This is a genomic window from Streptomyces rapamycinicus NRRL 5491 (assembly GCF_024298965.1).
Taxonomy (GTDB): domain Bacteria; phylum Actinomycetota; class Actinomycetes; order Streptomycetales; family Streptomycetaceae; genus Streptomyces; species Streptomyces rapamycinicus.
In genome coordinates, this window is sequence record NZ_CP085193.1 from 158,917 (window position 1) to 176,004 (window position 17,088).

At 70.1% G+C, this 17,088-nt stretch carries 14 protein-coding genes and 2 pseudogenes; 10 read left to right on the forward strand and 6 right to left on the reverse strand.

The features are described from left to right. Nucleotides 1-17 precede the first annotated feature (17 nt). From LIV37_RS00575 to LIV37_RS00600, 6 genes and pseudogenes are all read left to right on the forward strand, one after another. Entirely contained in the window at nucleotides 18-1,691 is a 1,674-nt protein-coding gene (locus LIV37_RS00575; protein ID WP_020865179.1) for an AMP-binding protein, read from the forward strand. An 11-nt stretch (nucleotides 1,692-1,702) separates the two neighbouring features. Beyond that, nucleotides 1,703-4,084, forward strand: a complete 2,382-nt coding sequence (locus tag LIV37_RS00580; RefSeq protein ID WP_121825979.1) for a bifunctional salicylyl-CoA 5-hydroxylase/oxidoreductase — start codon at nucleotides 1,703-1,705, stop codon at nucleotides 4,082-4,084. After that, nucleotides 4,074-4,550: an acyl-CoA thioesterase gene (locus LIV37_RS00585; RefSeq protein WP_121826311.1), complete on the forward strand. Its 477-nt coding sequence runs from the start codon at nucleotides 4,074-4,076 to the stop codon at nucleotides 4,548-4,550. The genes LIV37_RS00580 and LIV37_RS00585 overlap by 11 nt, the downstream gene beginning before the upstream one ends. Nucleotides 4,551-4,616: 66 nt before the next feature. Next, entirely contained in the window at nucleotides 4,617-5,921 is a 1,305-nt protein-coding gene (locus LIV37_RS00590) for an NAD(P)/FAD-dependent oxidoreductase (RefSeq protein WP_020865182.1), read from the forward strand. Between the two features lie 180 nt (nucleotides 5,922-6,101). Continuing rightward, a complete protein-coding gene (locus LIV37_RS00595) occupies nucleotides 6,102-6,476 on the forward strand; it encodes an SDR family oxidoreductase (RefSeq protein ID WP_020865183.1) in 375 nt (124 codons plus the stop codon). Nucleotides 6,477-6,705: 229 nt separating this feature from the next. After that, nucleotides 6,706-7,195 (forward strand): annotated as a pseudogene (locus LIV37_RS00600) (ISL3 family transposase); the annotation flags it as partial. A 141-nt stretch (nucleotides 7,196-7,336) separates the two neighbouring features. Here LIV37_RS00600 and LIV37_RS00605 read toward each other — a convergent pair. Further along, nucleotides 7,337-7,936 carry a TetR/AcrR family transcriptional regulator gene (locus tag LIV37_RS00605; RefSeq protein WP_020865185.1) on the reverse strand — a complete coding sequence of 200 codons (600 nt, stop codon included), beginning with the start codon at nucleotides 7,934-7,936 and terminating at the stop codon, nucleotides 7,337-7,339. Between the two features lie 118 nt (nucleotides 7,937-8,054). On the opposite strand from LIV37_RS00605, the gene LIV37_RS00610 reads away from it, so the two are divergent. From LIV37_RS00610 to LIV37_RS00620, 3 genes are all read left to right on the forward strand, one after another. Then, a complete protein-coding gene (locus LIV37_RS00610; protein WP_020865186.1) occupies nucleotides 8,055-8,786 on the forward strand; it encodes a VC0807 family protein in 732 nt (243 codons plus the stop codon). Then, the gene (gene aguA, locus LIV37_RS00615; RefSeq protein WP_020865187.1) at nucleotides 8,783-9,949 is read left to right on the forward strand and encodes an agmatine deiminase; all 1,167 of its coding nucleotides are present in this window, start codon (nucleotides 8,783-8,785) and stop codon (nucleotides 9,947-9,949) included. Before LIV37_RS00610 ends, aguA begins: the two co-directional genes overlap by 4 nt. Nucleotides 9,950-10,185: 236 nt before the next feature. Continuing rightward, the gene (locus LIV37_RS00620; protein ID WP_020865188.1) at nucleotides 10,186-10,545 is read left to right on the forward strand and encodes a hypothetical protein; all 360 of its coding nucleotides are present in this window, start codon (nucleotides 10,186-10,188) and stop codon (nucleotides 10,543-10,545) included. Nucleotides 10,546-10,858: 313 nt separating this feature from the next. On the opposite strand, the gene LIV37_RS52385 is transcribed toward LIV37_RS00620, so the two are convergent. The 5 genes from LIV37_RS52385 to LIV37_RS00645 form a co-directional block, all read right to left on the reverse strand. Further along, nucleotides 10,859-11,083, reverse strand: coding sequence for a hypothetical protein (locus LIV37_RS52385; RefSeq protein ID WP_020865190.1), 225 nt, complete (start codon nucleotides 11,081-11,083; stop codon nucleotides 10,859-10,861). A gap of 218 nt (nucleotides 11,084-11,301) precedes the next feature. Continuing rightward, nucleotides 11,302-12,063, reverse strand: a complete 762-nt coding sequence (gene fabG, locus LIV37_RS00630; RefSeq protein ID WP_020865191.1) for a 3-oxoacyl-ACP reductase FabG — start codon at nucleotides 12,061-12,063, stop codon at nucleotides 11,302-11,304. Nucleotides 12,064-12,246: 183 nt separating this feature from the next. After that, the gene (locus tag LIV37_RS00635; RefSeq protein WP_020865192.1) at nucleotides 12,247-12,993 is read right to left on the reverse strand and encodes a thiolase C-terminal domain-containing protein; all 747 of its coding nucleotides are present in this window, start codon (nucleotides 12,991-12,993) and stop codon (nucleotides 12,247-12,249) included. Further along, nucleotides 12,990-14,663 (reverse strand): AMP-binding protein, encoded by a 1,674-nt coding sequence (locus LIV37_RS00640; RefSeq protein ID WP_020865193.1) that lies wholly within the window; start codon nucleotides 14,661-14,663, stop codon nucleotides 12,990-12,992. Before LIV37_RS00640 ends, LIV37_RS00635 begins: the two co-directional genes overlap by 4 nt. Beyond that, nucleotides 14,660-16,141, reverse strand: coding sequence for a bifunctional 3-(3-hydroxy-phenyl)propionate/3-hydroxycinnamic acid hydroxylase (locus tag LIV37_RS00645; protein WP_121825977.1), 1,482 nt, complete (start codon nucleotides 16,139-16,141; stop codon nucleotides 14,660-14,662). Before LIV37_RS00645 ends, LIV37_RS00640 begins: the two co-directional genes overlap by 4 nt. Between LIV37_RS00645 and LIV37_RS00650 the strand changes: the two are divergent. Further along, nucleotides 16,050-16,889 (forward strand): annotated as a pseudogene (locus LIV37_RS00650) (LysR family transcriptional regulator); the annotation flags it as partial. The gene LIV37_RS00645 and the pseudogene LIV37_RS00650 overlap by 92 nt on opposite strands. Nucleotides 16,890-17,088: the final 199 nt, after the last annotated feature.

Genomic DNA, 17,088 nt, shown 5'->3' on the forward strand with positions numbered 1-17,088 from the left:
CCCGGAAGGACTCTTCCGTGACTCTTCCGCTCCCCCTCTCGCCCTCGGCGCACCTCGACACCTTCACCCGCGACCAGCTGCCCCCCGCACATCTGTGGCCCACCCTCGAATTCACCACCCCGGAGCTGCGCTACCCGGACCGGCTCAACGCGGCCACCGAGCTCATCGACACCCCCACCGCGCTGTTCGGCCCCGACCGCCCCGCCCTGCGCACCCCGTCCGGCGAGGAGTGGACCTATGGCGAACTCCGCACCCGCGCCAATCAGATCGCCCAGGTGCTCACCGAGGACCTGGGCCTGGTGCCGGGGCGGCGGGTCCTGCTGCGCTCGCCCAACAACCCCTGGACCGTGGCCTGTTGGCTGGGCGTCCTCAAGGCCGGGGGTGTCGTCGTCACCACCATGGCCGCCCTGCGCGCCCGCGAGCTCAGCCCGATCGCCGAGCGCACCCGGCCGTCGATCGCCCTCGTCGACCACCGGTTCACCGACGACGTGTACGCGCTGCGGGACTCCGTCCTGCCGTCACTGACCGTCGTGGAGTACGGCGGCACCGACGCCCGGGATCTCGAGACCCGGGTAGCCGCGAAATCGGGTGAGTTCACCACCGTCGAAACCGCCGCCGACGATGTGGCGCTGCTCGGCCCCACCTCCGGATCCACCGGCGCGCCCAAGGTCACCATGCATTTCCACCGGGACATCCTGTCCATCGACAACACCTTCGGCCGCCACACCCTGGGCCTGGCCCCGGACGACCTGGTGGCCTGCACCGCGCCCCTGGCCTTCACCTTCGGCCTCGGCATGCTGGTCGTCTTCCCGCTGCGGGCCGGCGCCTGCGCCCTGCTGACCGAGGCGGCCACCCCGCGCCAGCTCGCGGAGATCGTGCGGAGCCAGGGCGTCACCGTCCTGGCGACGGCACCCACGGCCTACCGGGCGATCCTGCGCGAGGGCGCCGAGCGGCGGCTGGCCGGGCTGCGGATCGGCGTGTCCGCGGGCGAGCACATACCCCGCGCCACCTGGGAGCAGTTGCACGAACGCCTCGGCCTCAGGATCATCGACGGCATCGGCGCCACCGAGCTGCTGCACATCTTCATCTCCGCCGCCGGAGACGACATCCGCCCCGGCTCCACCGGCCGTCCGGTCCCCGGCTACCGCGCCACCGTCCTGGGCGTCGATGGACAGGAGCTCGGCCCCGGGGAGCCCGGCAGACTCGGTGTCATCGGCCCGGTCGGCTGCCGCTACCTCGACGACAAGCGCCAGCGGGACTACGTCCTGGGCGGCTGGAACGTCACCGGTGACATCTTCCACCGGGACGAGGACGGCTACTTCCACTACCACGCCCGCAGCGACAGCATGATCGTCTCCTCCGGGTACAACATCGGCGGCCCCGAGGTGGAGGCCGCCATCGACACCCACCCGGACGTCGTGGAATCCGCCGTCGTGGCCCGCCCCGACCCCGAGCGCGGCTCGATCGTGTGCGCCTTCGTGGTACTGCGCGACGGCGTGCCCGGCGACGCGGCCAAGGCCAAGGAGATACAGGACCACGTCAAACAGGTCCTGGCACCCTACAAATACCCGCGCGAGGTCCGCTTCCACAGCGCCCTGCCGCGCAACACCAGCGGAAAACTCCAGCGCTTCGCGCTCCGCAGGATCATCGAAGACGAGCAGGCCTCCGCCGAGGCCGTCGCCGAGAGTTAAGAGGAACACCCTTGAAGATCGCCATTGTCGGCGGGGGTCCCGGCGGGCTGTACTTCGCGGCCCTGATGAAACAGCTCGGCCCCGCCCACGAGATCACCGTCTGGGAGCGCAACGCCCCCGACGACACCTTCGGCTTCGGCGTCGTCTTCTCCGACGAGACGCTCGGCGGCATCGAGAACGCCGACACCACCATCGCCCAGGACATGGCCCGGCGCTTCGCCCGCTGGACCGACATCGACATCCACTACCGGGGCGAGAGCCACACCGTCGGCGGCCAGGGCTTCGCCGCCATGAGCCGCAAGGAACTGCTCCACCTGCTCCAGGACCGCTGCCACGCCCTCGGCGTCACCCTGCGCTTCTCCACCCCCGCCCCGGACACCGATCGGCTGCGCGGGTCGTACGACCTCGTGGTGGGCGCCGACGGAGTCAACTCCCCCATACGGACGGCTCATTCGGCCGTCTTCCGCCCCTCCCTGGACCGTCGGCACAGCAAGTACATGTGGCTCGGCACCGACCGGGTCTTCGAGGCGTTCCAGTTCTTCGTCAAACAGACGGACTGGGGGGTCGTGCAGGTGCACGGCTACCCCTACTCCGCCACCGGCTCCACCTTCATCGTCGAGATGCACGAGGACGTCTGGCGGCGGGCCGGCTTCGACGCCACCGAGGGAACCGACTTCCCCCCGGGCGCCTCCGACGAGCACGCCGTCGCCCGCGTCCACGAGCTCTTCGCCGACGAACTCGACGGCCACCAGGTGTTCGCCAACAACTCCAAGTGGCTGAACTTCACGACCGTACGCAACGAGCGCTGGCACCACGGCAACCTCGTGCTCATCGGAGACGCCGCCCACACCGCCCACTTCTCCATCGGCTCGGGCACCAAGCTGGCCATGGAGGACGCGCTCGCCCTCGCCGCCTGTCTCCACGAACACCCCGACACCGAGGGGGCGTTGACCGCGTACGAGACCGAGCGGCGCCCGGTCGTGGAGTCCACCCAGCGGGCCGCGCAGGCCTCACTGGAGTGGTTCGAGAACATCGGCATGTACGTCGACCAGGAGCCGACCCAGTTCTGCTTCAACCTCCTCACCCGCTCCCGCCGCATCACCTACGACAACCTCCGCACCCGCGACCCGGAGTTCGCCGACCGCGTGGATGCCGCCTTCGCCACGGCACAAGGGCGGGGCAATACCGCACCGGCGATGTTCCAGCCGTACCGGCTGGGCGCGTTGGAGCTGAAGAACCGGGTGATCGTGTCCCCGATGGACATGTACTCCGCCGTCGACGGCGTGCCCGGCGACTTCCACCTCGTCCACCTCGGCTCCAAGGCCATGGGCGGCGCCGGACTGGTGATGACCGAGATGGTGTGCGTCTCGCCCGAGGGCCGCATCACCCCCGGCTGCACCGGCCTGTGGAACGGCGAGCAGGGCGATTCCTGGCGGCGGATCGTCTCCTTCGTCCATGAGCGGAGCACCGCCCGGATCGGCCTCCAGCTGGGCCACTCGGGCCGCAAGGGCTCGACCCGGCTGATGTGGGAGGGCATGGACGCCCCGCTGCCGCGGGACAACTGGGAGGTCGTCGGCCCGTCCCCGCTGCCGTACGGCCCCGGCTCGGCCGTGCCGCGCGAGCTCACCCGCGCCGATATGGACCGGATCGCCGCGGACTTCGTGGCCGCCGCCCGCCGGGGCGCCGAGGCCGGATTCGACCTGCTCGAACTGCACTGTGCGCACGGCTACTTGCTGTCCTCGTTCCTCTCCCCCGTCGCCAACCGCCGCACCGACGCGTACGGCGGCCCGCTGGAGAACCGGCTGCGCTTCCCGCTGGAGGTCTTCGACGCCGTACGGGAGGCATGGCCCGCGGAACGGCCGGTGATCGTGCGCATCTCCGCCACCGACTGGGTCCCGGACGGCAACACCGAGCATGACGCCGTGGAGATCGCCCGCGCGTTCATCGCCCACGGCGCGGACGCCATCGACGTCTCCTCCGGCCAGGTCACCAAGGACGAGCGCCCGGCCTTCGGCCGCTCCTACCAGACCCCGTTCGCCGACCGCATCCGCCACGAGGTGGCCGCCGCCACCGGCGCCGCGGTCATCGCGGTGGGCGCGATCGCCTCGTACGACGACGTCAACTCCCTCCTGCTGGCGGGGCGTGCCGATCTGTGCGCCGTGGGCCGCACCCATCTGTACGACCCGCACTGGACCCTGCACGCGGCGGCCGAGCAGGACTACCGGGGCCCGGGCGCCGCATGGCCGGCGCAGTTCGGCGCGGGCGCCCGCAAACCCCCGGCCGCGCGCACCGACGCCGTACGGCCCCGGCTGTCACTGCTCCGGCCCGACCCCGCCGACCAGGCCGTCCACCAGCGCTGGACACCGACCCGTGAGCCGGCCCATGCCTCCTGAGGAGGCCCGTACGGTCCACCGGTGCCGTGTGGAGTGGCCGGACACCGACGCCTCTGGCCACTACCACAACACTGCGGTGGTGCGGTTCGTTGAGGCGGCTGAGGCGGCGCTGATCCGCGGGGGTGGCCTCGTCGGCTACTTCGGCGCCGCTCCGCGGGTGCGCTACGAGGTCGACTTCGCGGCTCCGCTCTGGTTCGGGCAGGAGGTGACGACCAGCATCGCCGTGGAGAAGATCGGGACGTCCTCGATGACGTTCACGTTCGAGGTCTGGGGCGAGGCGACCGACAGCCATCCGCGCCAGCTCGCGGCGTCCGGCCGGTACACGGTGGTCCATGTGCCGCCTCGGGGTGAACGCGTCAGCGCTCCCTGGCCCGCGGAGTGGATCACCGCGCTGAAGGTGACTCCTGCGGCTACCCCGACTCCTACAGATGTAGAGACGGACACAGGCAGCTCCCGACAGCCGTAGCTGCTGCTCGGCCCGTAGCACTGAGCAGACTAGTCCTCGTCCCGGCCCCCATCCGAAAGGCACGCGATGTCCGATCAGAGCTTCGACGCGGTGGTGATCGGGGCAGGCATCATGGGCTGCTCCATCGCATACGCCCTGGCCGCGGGCGGGCGGCGCGCCTGCGTCGTGGAGCGGGGGCCCTCGGCCGGAAGCGGGTCCACCAGCGCATCCTCCGCCGTCATCCGTTTCAACTACTCCACCTGGACAGGGGTCGCCAGCGCCTGGGAGTCCAAGCACGCCTGGGAGGAGTGGGTCGATCACCTCGGCGGTGGCGACGAGGCGGGGCTGGCGCGGTTCATCAGGACCGGTGGTCTGCTCCTGGAATCCCCCGGCCAGGACCGCGCCACGGTGTACGAACTGTTCGACCGGGCGGGCGTGCCGTACGAGCTCTGGGACGCGGGAACGATGCGCGAGCGCCTGCCGCTGCTGGACACCGGCCGGTACCACCCGCCCAAGGCCATCACGGACGAGGCGTTCTTCGACGAGCCGACCGGTGAGCTGACCGGCTGCTGGACCCCCGACTGCGGATTCGTGGACGATCCACAGCTGGCGGCACACAACCTGATGACCGCCGCCGTACGCCACGGAGCCACCTTCCGGTTCCGCACCGGGGTGACGGGCATCGAGGCCCGGGGCCGGGTCACCGGCGTCGGCCTCGCCGACGGCACCCGGTTGTCGGCACCCGTCGTGATCAACGCGGCGGGACCCCATTCCGGAGCGGTCAACGCGCTCGCCGGAGTCGGCGACGACTTCGTGGTCTCCACCCGGCCGCTGCGCCAGGAGGTGCACGAGGTACGCGCGCCCGACGGCTACGGGCAGGACGGCAGGGGACTCCTGGTCGCCGATCCGGACCTCGGCACCTACTTCCGCACCACCCCGAGCGGCGGACTCATCGTCGGCGGCACCGAACCAGAGTGCGATCCGCTGCAGTGGCTCGACGACCCCGACGACTACCACCTGCATTCGACGAAGGCGGTCTACGACGCCCAGCTGTACCGGACCGCCCGCCGCGTCCCCAGCCTCACCGTGCCCCACACCCCCCGCGGGGTCGCAGGCGTGTACGACGTGTCCGACGACTGGATCCCGATCTACGACAAGACAGCGCTGCCGGGTTATTACGTCGCAATCGGCACGAGCGGGAACCAGTTCAAGAACGCTCCCGTGGCCGGACTGTTCCTGACAGCCATCATCGACGCCTGCGAGAACGGCCAGGACCACGACGCCGAATCCGTCCGGCTCACGCTTCCCCGTACCGGCCACGAGGTGGACCTCTCGCACTACAGCCGCCGTCGCCGGATCAACCGGGACAGCAGCTTCAGCGTCATGGGCTGACGTGTCGCAGTGGTGTCACCCCATCGCACAACGAAAGCGAACCCCATCCATGAGCCAGCGGACCGAGCCGACATCACGGAGCAACACCCGGGAGATCGAGCGGGGCATCCACACGGACCTGCGCAGGAAGCCCACCTACGGCGGCTACCTCCGACTCGACCGGCTGCTGTCCGCGCACCGATGGTACTCGCCAACGTGCTCGGCCCGGCTCTGCTGGCCAAGGCGGCCCTGCCCCACCTCGAGCAGTCCCGCGGCCGGCTGGTGCTCATCGGCAGCGTGGCCGGAATCAAGAACAGCCCGGGCAACCTCTACTCCGCCACGAAGTGGGCAGTGGTCGGCTTCGCCGAGAACCTCCGCCTGCACGCCACGACCCGCGGCATCGGAGTAACGGTCGTGAACCCAGGCATGATCGACACCGCGTTCTGGCACGGCCAGGCTCCCCCCATCGCGATGAGCCCGGATTCGGTGGCCGAGGCGATCGGCTTCGCGCTCGACCAGCCGGCAGGCGTCGACCTCAACACGGTGACGATCCGTCCGATCGGCCAGCCCGTCTGACTCCAGGCGGGCAGCGTGCTCACTGGTGCACCATCCTCGTGTCAGTGATCTTCGACGGATCGCTGATGCACCCGTGGTGCTGCCGGGTCATCGCCCTGCTCGCTTGACGCGTTGGACGTCCAGCATGAGTTCTGCGGTGCCCGGCAGCGGGGGGCGCGTCGGTGGCCGGGCAAAGGCCGAGGCCTCCCGATGATGAAGGTCCTACACGCCTCATCTGGAAGACCTCGACTTGTCTGACCCTACTTTCGCCCGCCCTGACCTGACCACGTTCTGCCGCCTGGGCGAACTCGGGCTGGTCGTGACCGGCCAGCGCCTTGACCCTGACCGTGCGGTACTGGCTTGCAAGGTCGTCGAGCCGGACGACTGGTGCCGCCGCTGCGGCTGCCAAGGCGCACCGCGCGACTCGGTGACCCGACGGCTTGCGCACGAGCCGTTCGGCTGGCGACCGACGACGCTGCTGCTCACGATCCGCCGCTACCGCTGCACCGGCTGCGGGCACGTGTGGCGGCAGGACACCAGTCGCGCGACCGAGCCGAGGGCGAAGCTGTCCCGTCGCGGGTTGCCGTGGGCACTGGAGGCGATCGTGGTGCAGCACCTGACCGTGGCCCGGCTCGCCGAGGCGCTGGCGATCGCGTGGAGCACCGCGAACGACGCCGTGTTGGCCGAGGGCAAGCGGGTGCTGATCAACGACCCGGCCCGGTTCGACGGCGTGAAACGGCCGGACATGGAAGAAGTGGGCCGCCGACGTGCTCGCCCACTTCGACCGACCCAGCACGTCCAACGGCCCGACGGAGGCGATCAACGGAAGGCTGGAATCGCGCTGGGCCGCGTGGAAGGCCCCGGAGCCTGCCGCGCGGCGCCTATACGTCCGGGTGCTCGGACTCGTCAGCTGCGCCGGGCAGTTGGGTCAGGTGCCGGTGCAGGACGGCCCGGATGGTGTCCGGACTCAGGCGGTCGGGGTGGAGCGTCGCACCAAGGGCGAGTCCGTCGAGTACCGCGGCGAGATGCTCCGCCGCCATCGGATCGTCCACGCCCAGACGGTGCAGCAGACGCCCGGCGAAGTCCCGCAGCCCGTCGTGGAGTTCGGCGGCGATCTCGCCCAGGGCGGGGTCGGTGCGGGCAGCCGCGAGGAAGTCCAGCCAGACCGCGGTCTCGTCGGCGCGCGCGGCGTCGAGCGGCAGGAACTGACCCGCCGCCTCCTCGGCCACCAGGTACGGGTCGTCCCCGGGGCGCCGCCGCTCCCGCTGGGCCGCCACTCGGACGTCCACGCGGCGCACCATCTCGCGGGCCGCGGCCATCAGGAGCTCGCGGTGGCTGGCGAAATAGTGCCGTACGGACCCGACGGCGAGGCCGGCCTCGGCGGCGACGTTCCGGAGAGTGGCCTGCTGGATGCCGCCGCGGGCCACGACGCGGAAGACGGCGTCCACGACGTCGCGGCGGCGCTGCTCGGGATCCACCATCTTTGGCACCCGGCTTTTATAGCACGACCGTGCTACGGTTTATTTAGCACAGAGATGCTAAAAAGATCGGGCTGACGCCGCGGCCCGCCGTCCCGGTGACCAGGATCAAGGAGAAGCCATGGACCCGTCGGAGCCGACCTCTTGGCCGTCAGTACCGCAGCCTGCCCCACCGCCGGCACCCGCGGGCCGGCCCGGCCTCGGCCGTCTGGCCCGCTTGGCCCTCGACCTGGGTGTCTCACCCCTTGCGTACTACGGCTGCCTCCTCGCGGGCCTGGCCACGCTCCCCGCGCTCCTGACCGCGACCGGAGTGGCGGCCCTCTGGCTCGCCGCCACCGTCCTGCACGACCGGCGGGCCGACGCCCTGGCCCTTGCCATGCTTCTCATGTACGGATTTTCGGCCGCCTTCGCCACCGTGACCTCCGAACCCCAGCCGCTGCTCCTGCGCGACCCACTGGTCAGCGCCCTCGCCGGATCGGTGTTCCTCACCAGCTGGCTCACCGCCACGCCCGCCACCGCCTATCTGGCCAGCAGGCTGCACGGTCAACCGTCGCACGACCCGATCCTGCTCCGCGCGCACCGCACCGAGACGCTGGTGTGCGGTGTGGGACTCATGGCAGAGGCCGTGGCGCGTGTGCTGCTCGTGCTGACCCTGCCGGTGTCCACGGCCGCCTCACTCACGCCACCACTGGAATTCGCCGTCCTCATCCCGCTCGTCGGGTGGATGATCCGCCACCGCCAGAAGGCGCGTGCCCGTATCGCCGCCCACGTGCCTTCGCGGACGCGGGACCCCGAGCCCGCGCCGCCGTCGGTCGCCTTCGTCCCCGAACGCCACCGAGGGGGTGCGCGATGAGGACCGTGGACAGCACGCCCGCCGCGGACGGCTTCCGCATGCCGGCGGAATGGGAGCCGCACGACGGATGCTTGATGGCGTGGCCGCAGAACGGTTACGTCTGGCGCGAAGGAGCCCGCCCCGCGCAGCGCGCCCTCGCCGCCCTCGCCAACGCCGTCGCGGACACCGGGGAGGCAGTCACCGTCACGGTCACCGGCGACCAGTACGCACACGCCCGCTCCCGCCTCGACTCCCGCGTCCGCGTGGTGGAGACGGCCAGTTGGCTGGGCTGGGCCCGGGACATCGCCCCCACCTTCGTGGTCGACGGCACCGGGCGGCGCCGCGGCGTGGACTTCGCCTTCAACGGCTACGGCTACCGCTACCCGTACTGGGCCACCGACGACCAGTACGCCCAAAGGGTGCTCGACCTCACCGCCACCGACCGCTACCGCGCCCCGCTCGTACTGGAAGGCGGCTCCTTCCACGTCGACGGGCAGGGAACCGCCCTCGTCACGGCCGAGACCCTGCTCGACCCCGCCCGCAACGACGCACCCTCACGCACCGCCATGCACCACCTCATGGCCGCCTACCTCGGAGTGACCCGCACCGTGTGGATCGAGTGGGGCCTCGCCCACGACGGCACGCGCGGCCACGTGGACAACATCGCGTGCTTCGTCGCCCCCGGGGTGGTCTGTCTGACCTGGACCGACGACACGAGCGACCCCCAGTACGAGCGCAGCGCACGCGCCCTGGAAGACCTGCGAAACGTCCAGGACGCCAGAGGCCGAACCCTCCGGGTGGAGAAACTGCCGCTGCCCGGCCCGCTGTACGCCACCGAGGCCGAGCTTCGAGGCGTCGACCATCACGGCGTCCCGACCACCGGCACCGTGCCACGCCCCCGGCTCGCCGCCTCCTACACCAACTTCTACACCACGCGAGACCATCTCTTCGTCCCCCTGCTCGACCCCGAACACGACGACGAAGCCCTCGCCCGCCTCGCCAGGATCCACCCGCACCACACGGTCGTCGGCCTCCCTACCCGCGAACTCCTCCTCGGCGGCGGCAACATCCACTGCGCCACCCAGCAGATACCGAGCAGCGGTGCGGTGGCGACGGGTCCTGGCAGCCGACGCCGTGCAGCGGCATCGCCGAGTGCCGCTTCCACCGGTACACCCACGAGGTGATCCTCACCCAGATCGTGCCGTTCTGACCGCTGCCCTTGGTGATGCCGAAATCCACGACCTGGCCGTGCCGCCGGGCGTGATCATGCGTCCACGGCTATGGGAAGTGCTGCCGCTGCTGCGGCCCGACAGGGGGGCCGACTGGGTACGGCGACCCCGCCTCGTATCAGGCGCAGCCGCCCTATCAGCCATATCCGAACGGGCCCGGGGCGCCGAGCGGATACCACCACCTCCAGCCGATGGCGATGCCGGGACAGGTACGGGCCTCACAGGTGCTGTTCTTCGTGATGGGCGGGTTCGGCCTGCTCGCCATGGTGCTCGCCATCGTGAGGGGCGGTGCGGAGGCGGCTGGCTCGATCTCCGTAACGTCCCTCCCGGCGTTCATCGGACTTGTGTGTGCTCTGCGCTTCCCCAAGAAGAGGCCCAACTCACGGGGTACGGCGATCTTCCTCGCTTCGCTGATGATCTTCATCGGGTTCGGCACCATGGGGCAGGGGCAACCTGTCGGACTGGTCCTGTGTGCGGTTGGTGTCACCATCGCGATCCTGCTGTCCCAGCGGCGGTCCGGTCACTGGTTCGGCCGCCCGGTCCGCCCCTGACCGGCAGGACGCGGCTCGATCGGCTGGCTACGTGCGTTCTCACGTGCCGGCCGGGACAGCAGGGTGTTGGCGTCAGCGGGCCGGTTGTAGGTGATCCGAGTCTCCTGCCCAGGCCCAGTCGGCAGCTACTCCACGAGTCCGAAGCCGTCCGGGAACGCTTCCAGGAATTCACGCCGCCCGGGATCGGGCTCGGCTACGGTCATTTCCTCCACCACCTGCTGGAGCTCTGCACGCTGCGAGTCCATGGATGATCTCCCCGAAGGTGACGGCTGCCGAACTCCCCGCGCACCCAAGCACATGCGGCCGACAACACTCAGGGGCACCGCGGCTTCGTCACCGGCCCGGCCCGGACAGCGGACTGGGCACCAGCGGCGAGGCCCTGCACGCATGGGCCTTCTCCGACGACCCCGACGAGCGCCGAGCGCGGCTGGGCCGCTCGCGCCCGGGCCTCCCCGGCCTGCGCGGCGATGTCCTGCTCCCGCTCCTCCAGCCGTGCCAGCACCGCGCCCAAGGTCAGCTCCCGCCGGTCATGCGCCACGCCAGGCGAGGGTGGAGGTGCCGGTCAGCATGCGCGACATCCGGTCGCTTATGGCCCAGTACACCCGCGACTCGGCCGAGGAGGGCCGATGCTCCTAGTCGCGCACCAGACTGTGGGGCGCGGGCCCGTCCTACTTCACCGCACACGTGGCCTCGGCGACCGGCGGCAGCGCCGGGGGCCGGAACCGCCAGAGGCGGTGCGGACCACAGGCGGGTCTGTCAGTCGAGTGGTCCGCCGGCGACGCAGAGGACCTGGCCGGAGACGAAGCCGGCCGCGTCAGCGGTGAAGAACGCGACGGCGTTGGCGATGTCGTCGGGGCTTCCCATGCGTTGTACAGGGATGTGACGTGCGGCCTCGGTCTGGTAGTCGCCAAAGGATTTGCCCAGGCGGCGGGCGACGGCGGCGGTCATGTCGGTGGCGACGAGTCCGGGAGCAACAGCGTTGGCCGTGACACCGAATTTTCCGAGTTCCTTGGCCAGGGTCTTGGTGAAACCCTGCAGGCCGGCTTTCGCGGTGGAGTAGTTGGCCTGGCCGCGGTGACCGAGTGCCGAGGAGGAGGACAGGTTGACGATGCGGCCGAAGCCGGCCCCGACCATGTGGCCCTGGGCAGCCCTGGCCATCAGGAACGCCCCCCGCAGATGGATGTTCATGACGGTGTCCCAATCGGTGGCGCTCATCTTGAACAGCAGGTTGTCGCGCAGCACACCCGCGTTGTTCACGAGGATCGTCGGTGCTCCGAGCTCTTCGGCGATGCGCGTGACCGCCGCCTCGACCTGCGCCTCGTCGGCGACGTCGCAGCCCACGGCGAGGGCCTTCCCGCCGACGGCGGTGATCTTCTCGACGGTGTCCTTGCAGGCCGCCGCGTCGAGGTCGACTGCGGCGACGGCCCGGCCCTCCTCGGCCAACCGGATGGCGGTGGCGGCACCGATGCCGCGAGCCGCTCCGGTGATGATCGCTACACGCTGTTCCGTTATGGACACGTTCCTTTGTCTCCTCACCGTGGCGGATTGTCGCGCTGCCCCGTTGCGGGGGGGGCGACGGACAGGATGCTCCGGTCGGGCTCGGAGCCCTGATCGACCGAACCCGGGAATCCGGCTGCCGACCGCAGCCGGATTCCCGGCGCGAGGCGTCGTGCGTGCGGGAGTGCGAACGGAGGTGAAGGGTCAGGCGCCCCTCTCATACACGGTGACCACTGCGGCACCGTTCAGGCCCAGGTTGTGCTGGAGGGCGACGTGTGCGCCGCCGACCTGGCGGGGACCGGCATCGCCGCGCAACTGCCAGGTCAGTTCGGCGCACTGGGCGAGACCGGTGGCTCCGAGGGGGTGTCCCTTGGCGATGAGGCCGCCGGACGGGTTGACCACGGGGCCGTCGCCGTGTTTGTGGTTCTTCCAGGCGATCCAGGCGAAGTGCTCCGGTCTGGAACCATAGCGTTCCATGTGCGCGCGTCCGGCGTTGCCGAACAGCTGCGGTGAAAACGGGCTGGGTTCCGGCGGATGGATCTCGCTCATACGATCGATGTGACGCTGGAGAGGGTTGGTGCGATCGGTGTACATCGGCTTGAGGGAGCCGCTCTGCATCCGTTCGAAGCCGACGGCGAGCGCGCAGTCGACGACGCCGTAGGCCACGGCCTGGCGGGCGAGGTAGAGCGCTGTCGAACCCGTCGCGCAGTTGTTGTTGACGTTGACGACGGGGATACCGGTCAGGCCGAGTTCGTACACGGCGCGCTGGCCAGCGGTGGAGTCGCCGTAGACGTAGCCGGCGTACGCCTGTCCGACCTGCTCGTAGGCCACGCCCGCGTCGCGCAACGCCGCGGTGCCGGCTTCGCGCACCCAGTCCGGGTAGTCCCCGGGTTTCTTTCCTGGCTTGTCGAAGGTGGTCAGGCCTACCCCGATCACGAAGGTGCGCGTCATCCGATCTCCTGCTGCTGAGGGTGCGGGGGTACGGGGGGCGTGGATGCGGGTGTGCTGTTGCTGTACCGGTCCCAGGCGTCCTTCGTGCCGTCCTGCCGGAGGACATACTTTTCGACACGCTGCGTGGCAGTCTTGGGCAGGTGCGCGACGCGGCGTATGTAGCGCGGCACCATGAACTCGGCCATCCGCTGCCTGCAGAACTCGATGAGCTTGTCGCAGTCGATGTCGCCGTCCTTGGCAACGACGATCAGCATGATGTCTTCTTCGCCGAGGTCCGAGGGCACGCCGATAACCGCGCTCTCGGTCACTTGCGGATGGGTGTTGACGATCCGTTCGACCTCATAGGACGAGATGTTCTCTCCGCGTCGCCGGATGGAGTCCTTCAGGCGGTCGAGGAAGACGAAGTACCCGTCCTTGTCGCGCCGGCCCCGGTCGCCGGAATGGAACCAGCCCGCACGCACGGCCTTACGGGTGGCTTCCTCGTTCTTGTAGTAGCCAAGGAACATGGTGTCCGGCTTCTTGCTGCGGATGGCGATCTCGCCGGCCTGCCCGTCGGGCAGCGTGTCGCCGTCAGGTCCGACGATCTTGACCTGCGACCAGCTGGTTTCCTTGCCGATCATGCCGGTCCTGATGTCCTCCGGAGGACTCGCCAGGCAGAACGTGGCGCTTTCGGTGAGGCCGTAGATTTCCAGGACGGTCAGGCCGAAGCGCTTCTCGAACGCTCGCCACAGGTCGGCCGGGGCTGCTCCGCCGATCGCGAGCCGCAGGGGGTTGTCTGCGTCGTCGGTCCGTTCGGGTTGTTTGGCAAGGATGGTGAGCATCGCGCCGATGTAGTTGAACACGGTTGCGCGGTGGGTGCGGATGTCGTCGAAGAACCGCGAGGCGGAAAAGCGCCGGGCCACCACCATGGGCCGGCCGGAAACCAGAGAGCCGACCGCGGTGAGGGACTGTGCGTTGGCGTGGAAGAGAGGAAGGCTTGTGTACAGGACGTCGTCCTGACGGATGCGCACGTAACGTCGTGTGTACTCGTGAGCTGCGACAGCGAACGAGTTGTGGCAGTTCATGACGCCTTTGGGCAGGCCGGTGGTCCCGGAGGTGTAGAGGATGGAGGCGAGGTCGCCGGGGCTGATCGCGCAGGGACGGGCAGGGCGATGGGCCCCGGCCAGCAGGGCGGCCAGGGACTCGTAGCCGGGCGGCGGGTCCGTCCGGCCGCGAATGTACCGGTGCTGCGGCCCGTGTCCGACGGGGACGGCGGCGGTGAGCGCGTCCACCAGGGAAGCGTCGAGAGCGATGAACTCCGCCTCACTGTGCTCGATGATGTAGCGCAGGCCCTCACCCTTGAGCCCGGTGTTGATCGGAACGAACACCGCGCCAAGCAGGGAGGCGCCGAACCAGATGTCGAGGAACTCGGTCGAGTTGGGCAACAGCGCGGCCACTTTGCTGCCCTGCCGGATGCCCAGCGCCGACAGTGCGGCCGCGGCCTGTTCGGCCGCGGCCAGCATGTCGGCGTAGGTCCGCACCGTGGCGTCGAGGGTCAGGCAGGTCGCCTCGGGGCTGAGGGTGGCGCGGGTACGCAGGATGTCGCCGAGCGTGGTGGCCTCGTCCGGGTCGCCGACGTAGGTGAGCGGCGACGGTGACGCAGCGGCCGCCGGTCGGACCGGCGGATTCATGACCGTGCCGTTTCGTTCAGGGCGGTCTGCAGGTGGGCCAGCAGAGCGTTGAGCCCTGACGGGTCGGTGGCGGTACCGAAGACGAAACGGTCGGGCCGGATGACGACGGCGGCCGCGTTCAGTGTCTTGAGCCAGCCCCGCGCGTCGTCGGAGTCGGCGACGACGACCTGGGCGCGCATCGCCTTGAGGGATGCGGTGGTCGCCGCGTCGATCCGCGCAGCGCACTCCGGTTCGGCCACGACCGCGAACCGGTAGCCGACCACGTCGTCGAGGCGCCGTCCGTCCTGCAGGACAGGCTGGGCGCTCAGGCGTCCGGCACTCTCGTCCTGGTGCGCCCATATGCCATCGCCCAGGCGCGGGCGCAGCGTCTCGCGCCGGGTGACGGGCACCTGAGCGGAGTCGTCAGTGCCGTGCGGGTACTCCATGGCCTCGACCTCGTTGGCCATCTGCGCGGCGAGCTTGACGAACTCGGTCATGTGCGGCTTGCGTTCGGACTCGTAGGTGTTCAGCAGCTCGCCCGGCGATTCACCACGCACGACACGGCCGAGCTTCCAGGCCAGATTGATGGCGTCGCGGATGCCGGAGGCCATGCCCTGGCCCAAGTGCGGGGGCATCTCGTGCGCCGCGTCCCCGGCAAGGAACAGCGGGCCGGACCGCCACTGCTCGGCGACGACGGCATCCCACTCGTACACGTCCGCTCGCAGAATGCGGTACTCGTCCGGGCTCAGCCAGGGCCGCAGCATCTCGTAGACGTGATCGAGGCTCTCGAAGGTACGGACGGAGTCGTCGGGGCGCAGCAGCTCCTCGAAGCGCACGATCGGCCCGGTCATCGGCACGAATGTCAAGGGGTTGCGGATACCCGCGTGGATGAAGGCGTCCCGCCCGGACAGTTCCTCCTTCTCCACGAAGGGCTGGATGTCGACGATCAGCGAGCGATGGGTGGCGTGGTAGTCGGTCTGGGCGCAGTCCATGGTCCGGCGCACGAAGGAGTTCGCACCGTCGCAGCCGATGACGAATGTCGCCGTCAGGTCTCGCTCGATGCCGGTGCCCTTCTCCCGAAGCCGAAGACGCGCCGTGTCCTGTTCCGTGCTCAGGTTGGTCGCGGTCCAGCCGAAGTAGTGCTCGGTGTGCGGATCCATGTGTATTCGACCGCGCAGCGCCGACTCGAAATCGGGCTGATAGAACATGTAGTCCGACTGCCACGCCTGTTCGGTGATCCCCTTGTTGAAGGGGAACTCCATCACCGGCCGCCGGCCGGCGTCATAGAAGCGGTAGACGCCGGCGAGCGCGAAGTCCTTCTCCATGTGCGCAAGCCCCATGGTCTGGAAAGTACGCATCGTCTCGTCGTCGAAGTGTGTTGCGCGCGGGAAGTGACGCGGAAGGCGCAGGGGGCTCGAGTACTTCCTGGCGGTCGCCGACGAGCTGCACTTCGGCCGGGCCGCCGTACGGCTCTCGATCGCCCAGCCGGCCCTGTCCAAGGCGATCCGGCGGATCGAGACCCGGCTCGGCGTCCAGCTGTTCGTCCGCTCCAGCCGACACGTCGAGCTCACCCCGGCCGGGGAGGCGTTGCAGGAACACGGACGGCATGCGCTCAACGCGGTCGGCGCCGCCATCCGGAACGCCCGGCGCGCCGGCCACGCCCAGGTCCACCTGCGGCTCGTGCTCAAGCCCGGCGGCGACGCCGGCCTGCTCTCCGGGATCCTGGCCGAGTACGCCCACCAGCCCGACGCCCGGCGGGTGGACATCCTGTTCAGCGGGCCCGCCGACCGCGCCGGCTTCCTGCGCGACGGCCGGGCCGACGTCGGCCTGCTCTACGCGCCGTTCGACCCTCTCGACGGCCTGGCCCACGAGACGCTGCTCACCGAGGACCGCGTGGTCATCGTCCCGTCCGGGCACCGGCTGGCCGGGCACGCCTCGGTGCGCATGTCCGATCTGGAGGGCGAGACGCTGCCGCGGTGGAAAGGGGTCCCCGGGGGTGACGGCACCGGCCCCGAGGTCGCGGACGTGGTCCAGATGCTCCACATGATCACGGTGAGCCGGATGATCGGGGTACTGCCCCGCTCGCTGGTCGAACCGCTCCCGGCCGGCCTGGTCTGCGTTCCGGTGACCGACCCACCGCCCAGCCGCCTGGTACTCGCCTGGAACGAGCAGGACCGCCGGCCGCTGGTCGCCTCGTTCGTGGCCGCCGCGCTCGGGACGCGCCGACACGGAACCCGATACCGGTGACCCACGGCGGCCGACGACGTACCGCTGCCGTCGCCACACGCCCAGCGGAACGGCGATGGGCTGCCGCAGAGCGCCTGACCTCCCCCGGCGTGCCGCATCGGCAACGCCACACCCGGAAGGCACGGTTGAGCTCGCGGCCGGTTCCCGACCTGCGCGTCGCCGGCCCGCGGCCGGTGCGACAGCGGGTCGGTGGCCGGGA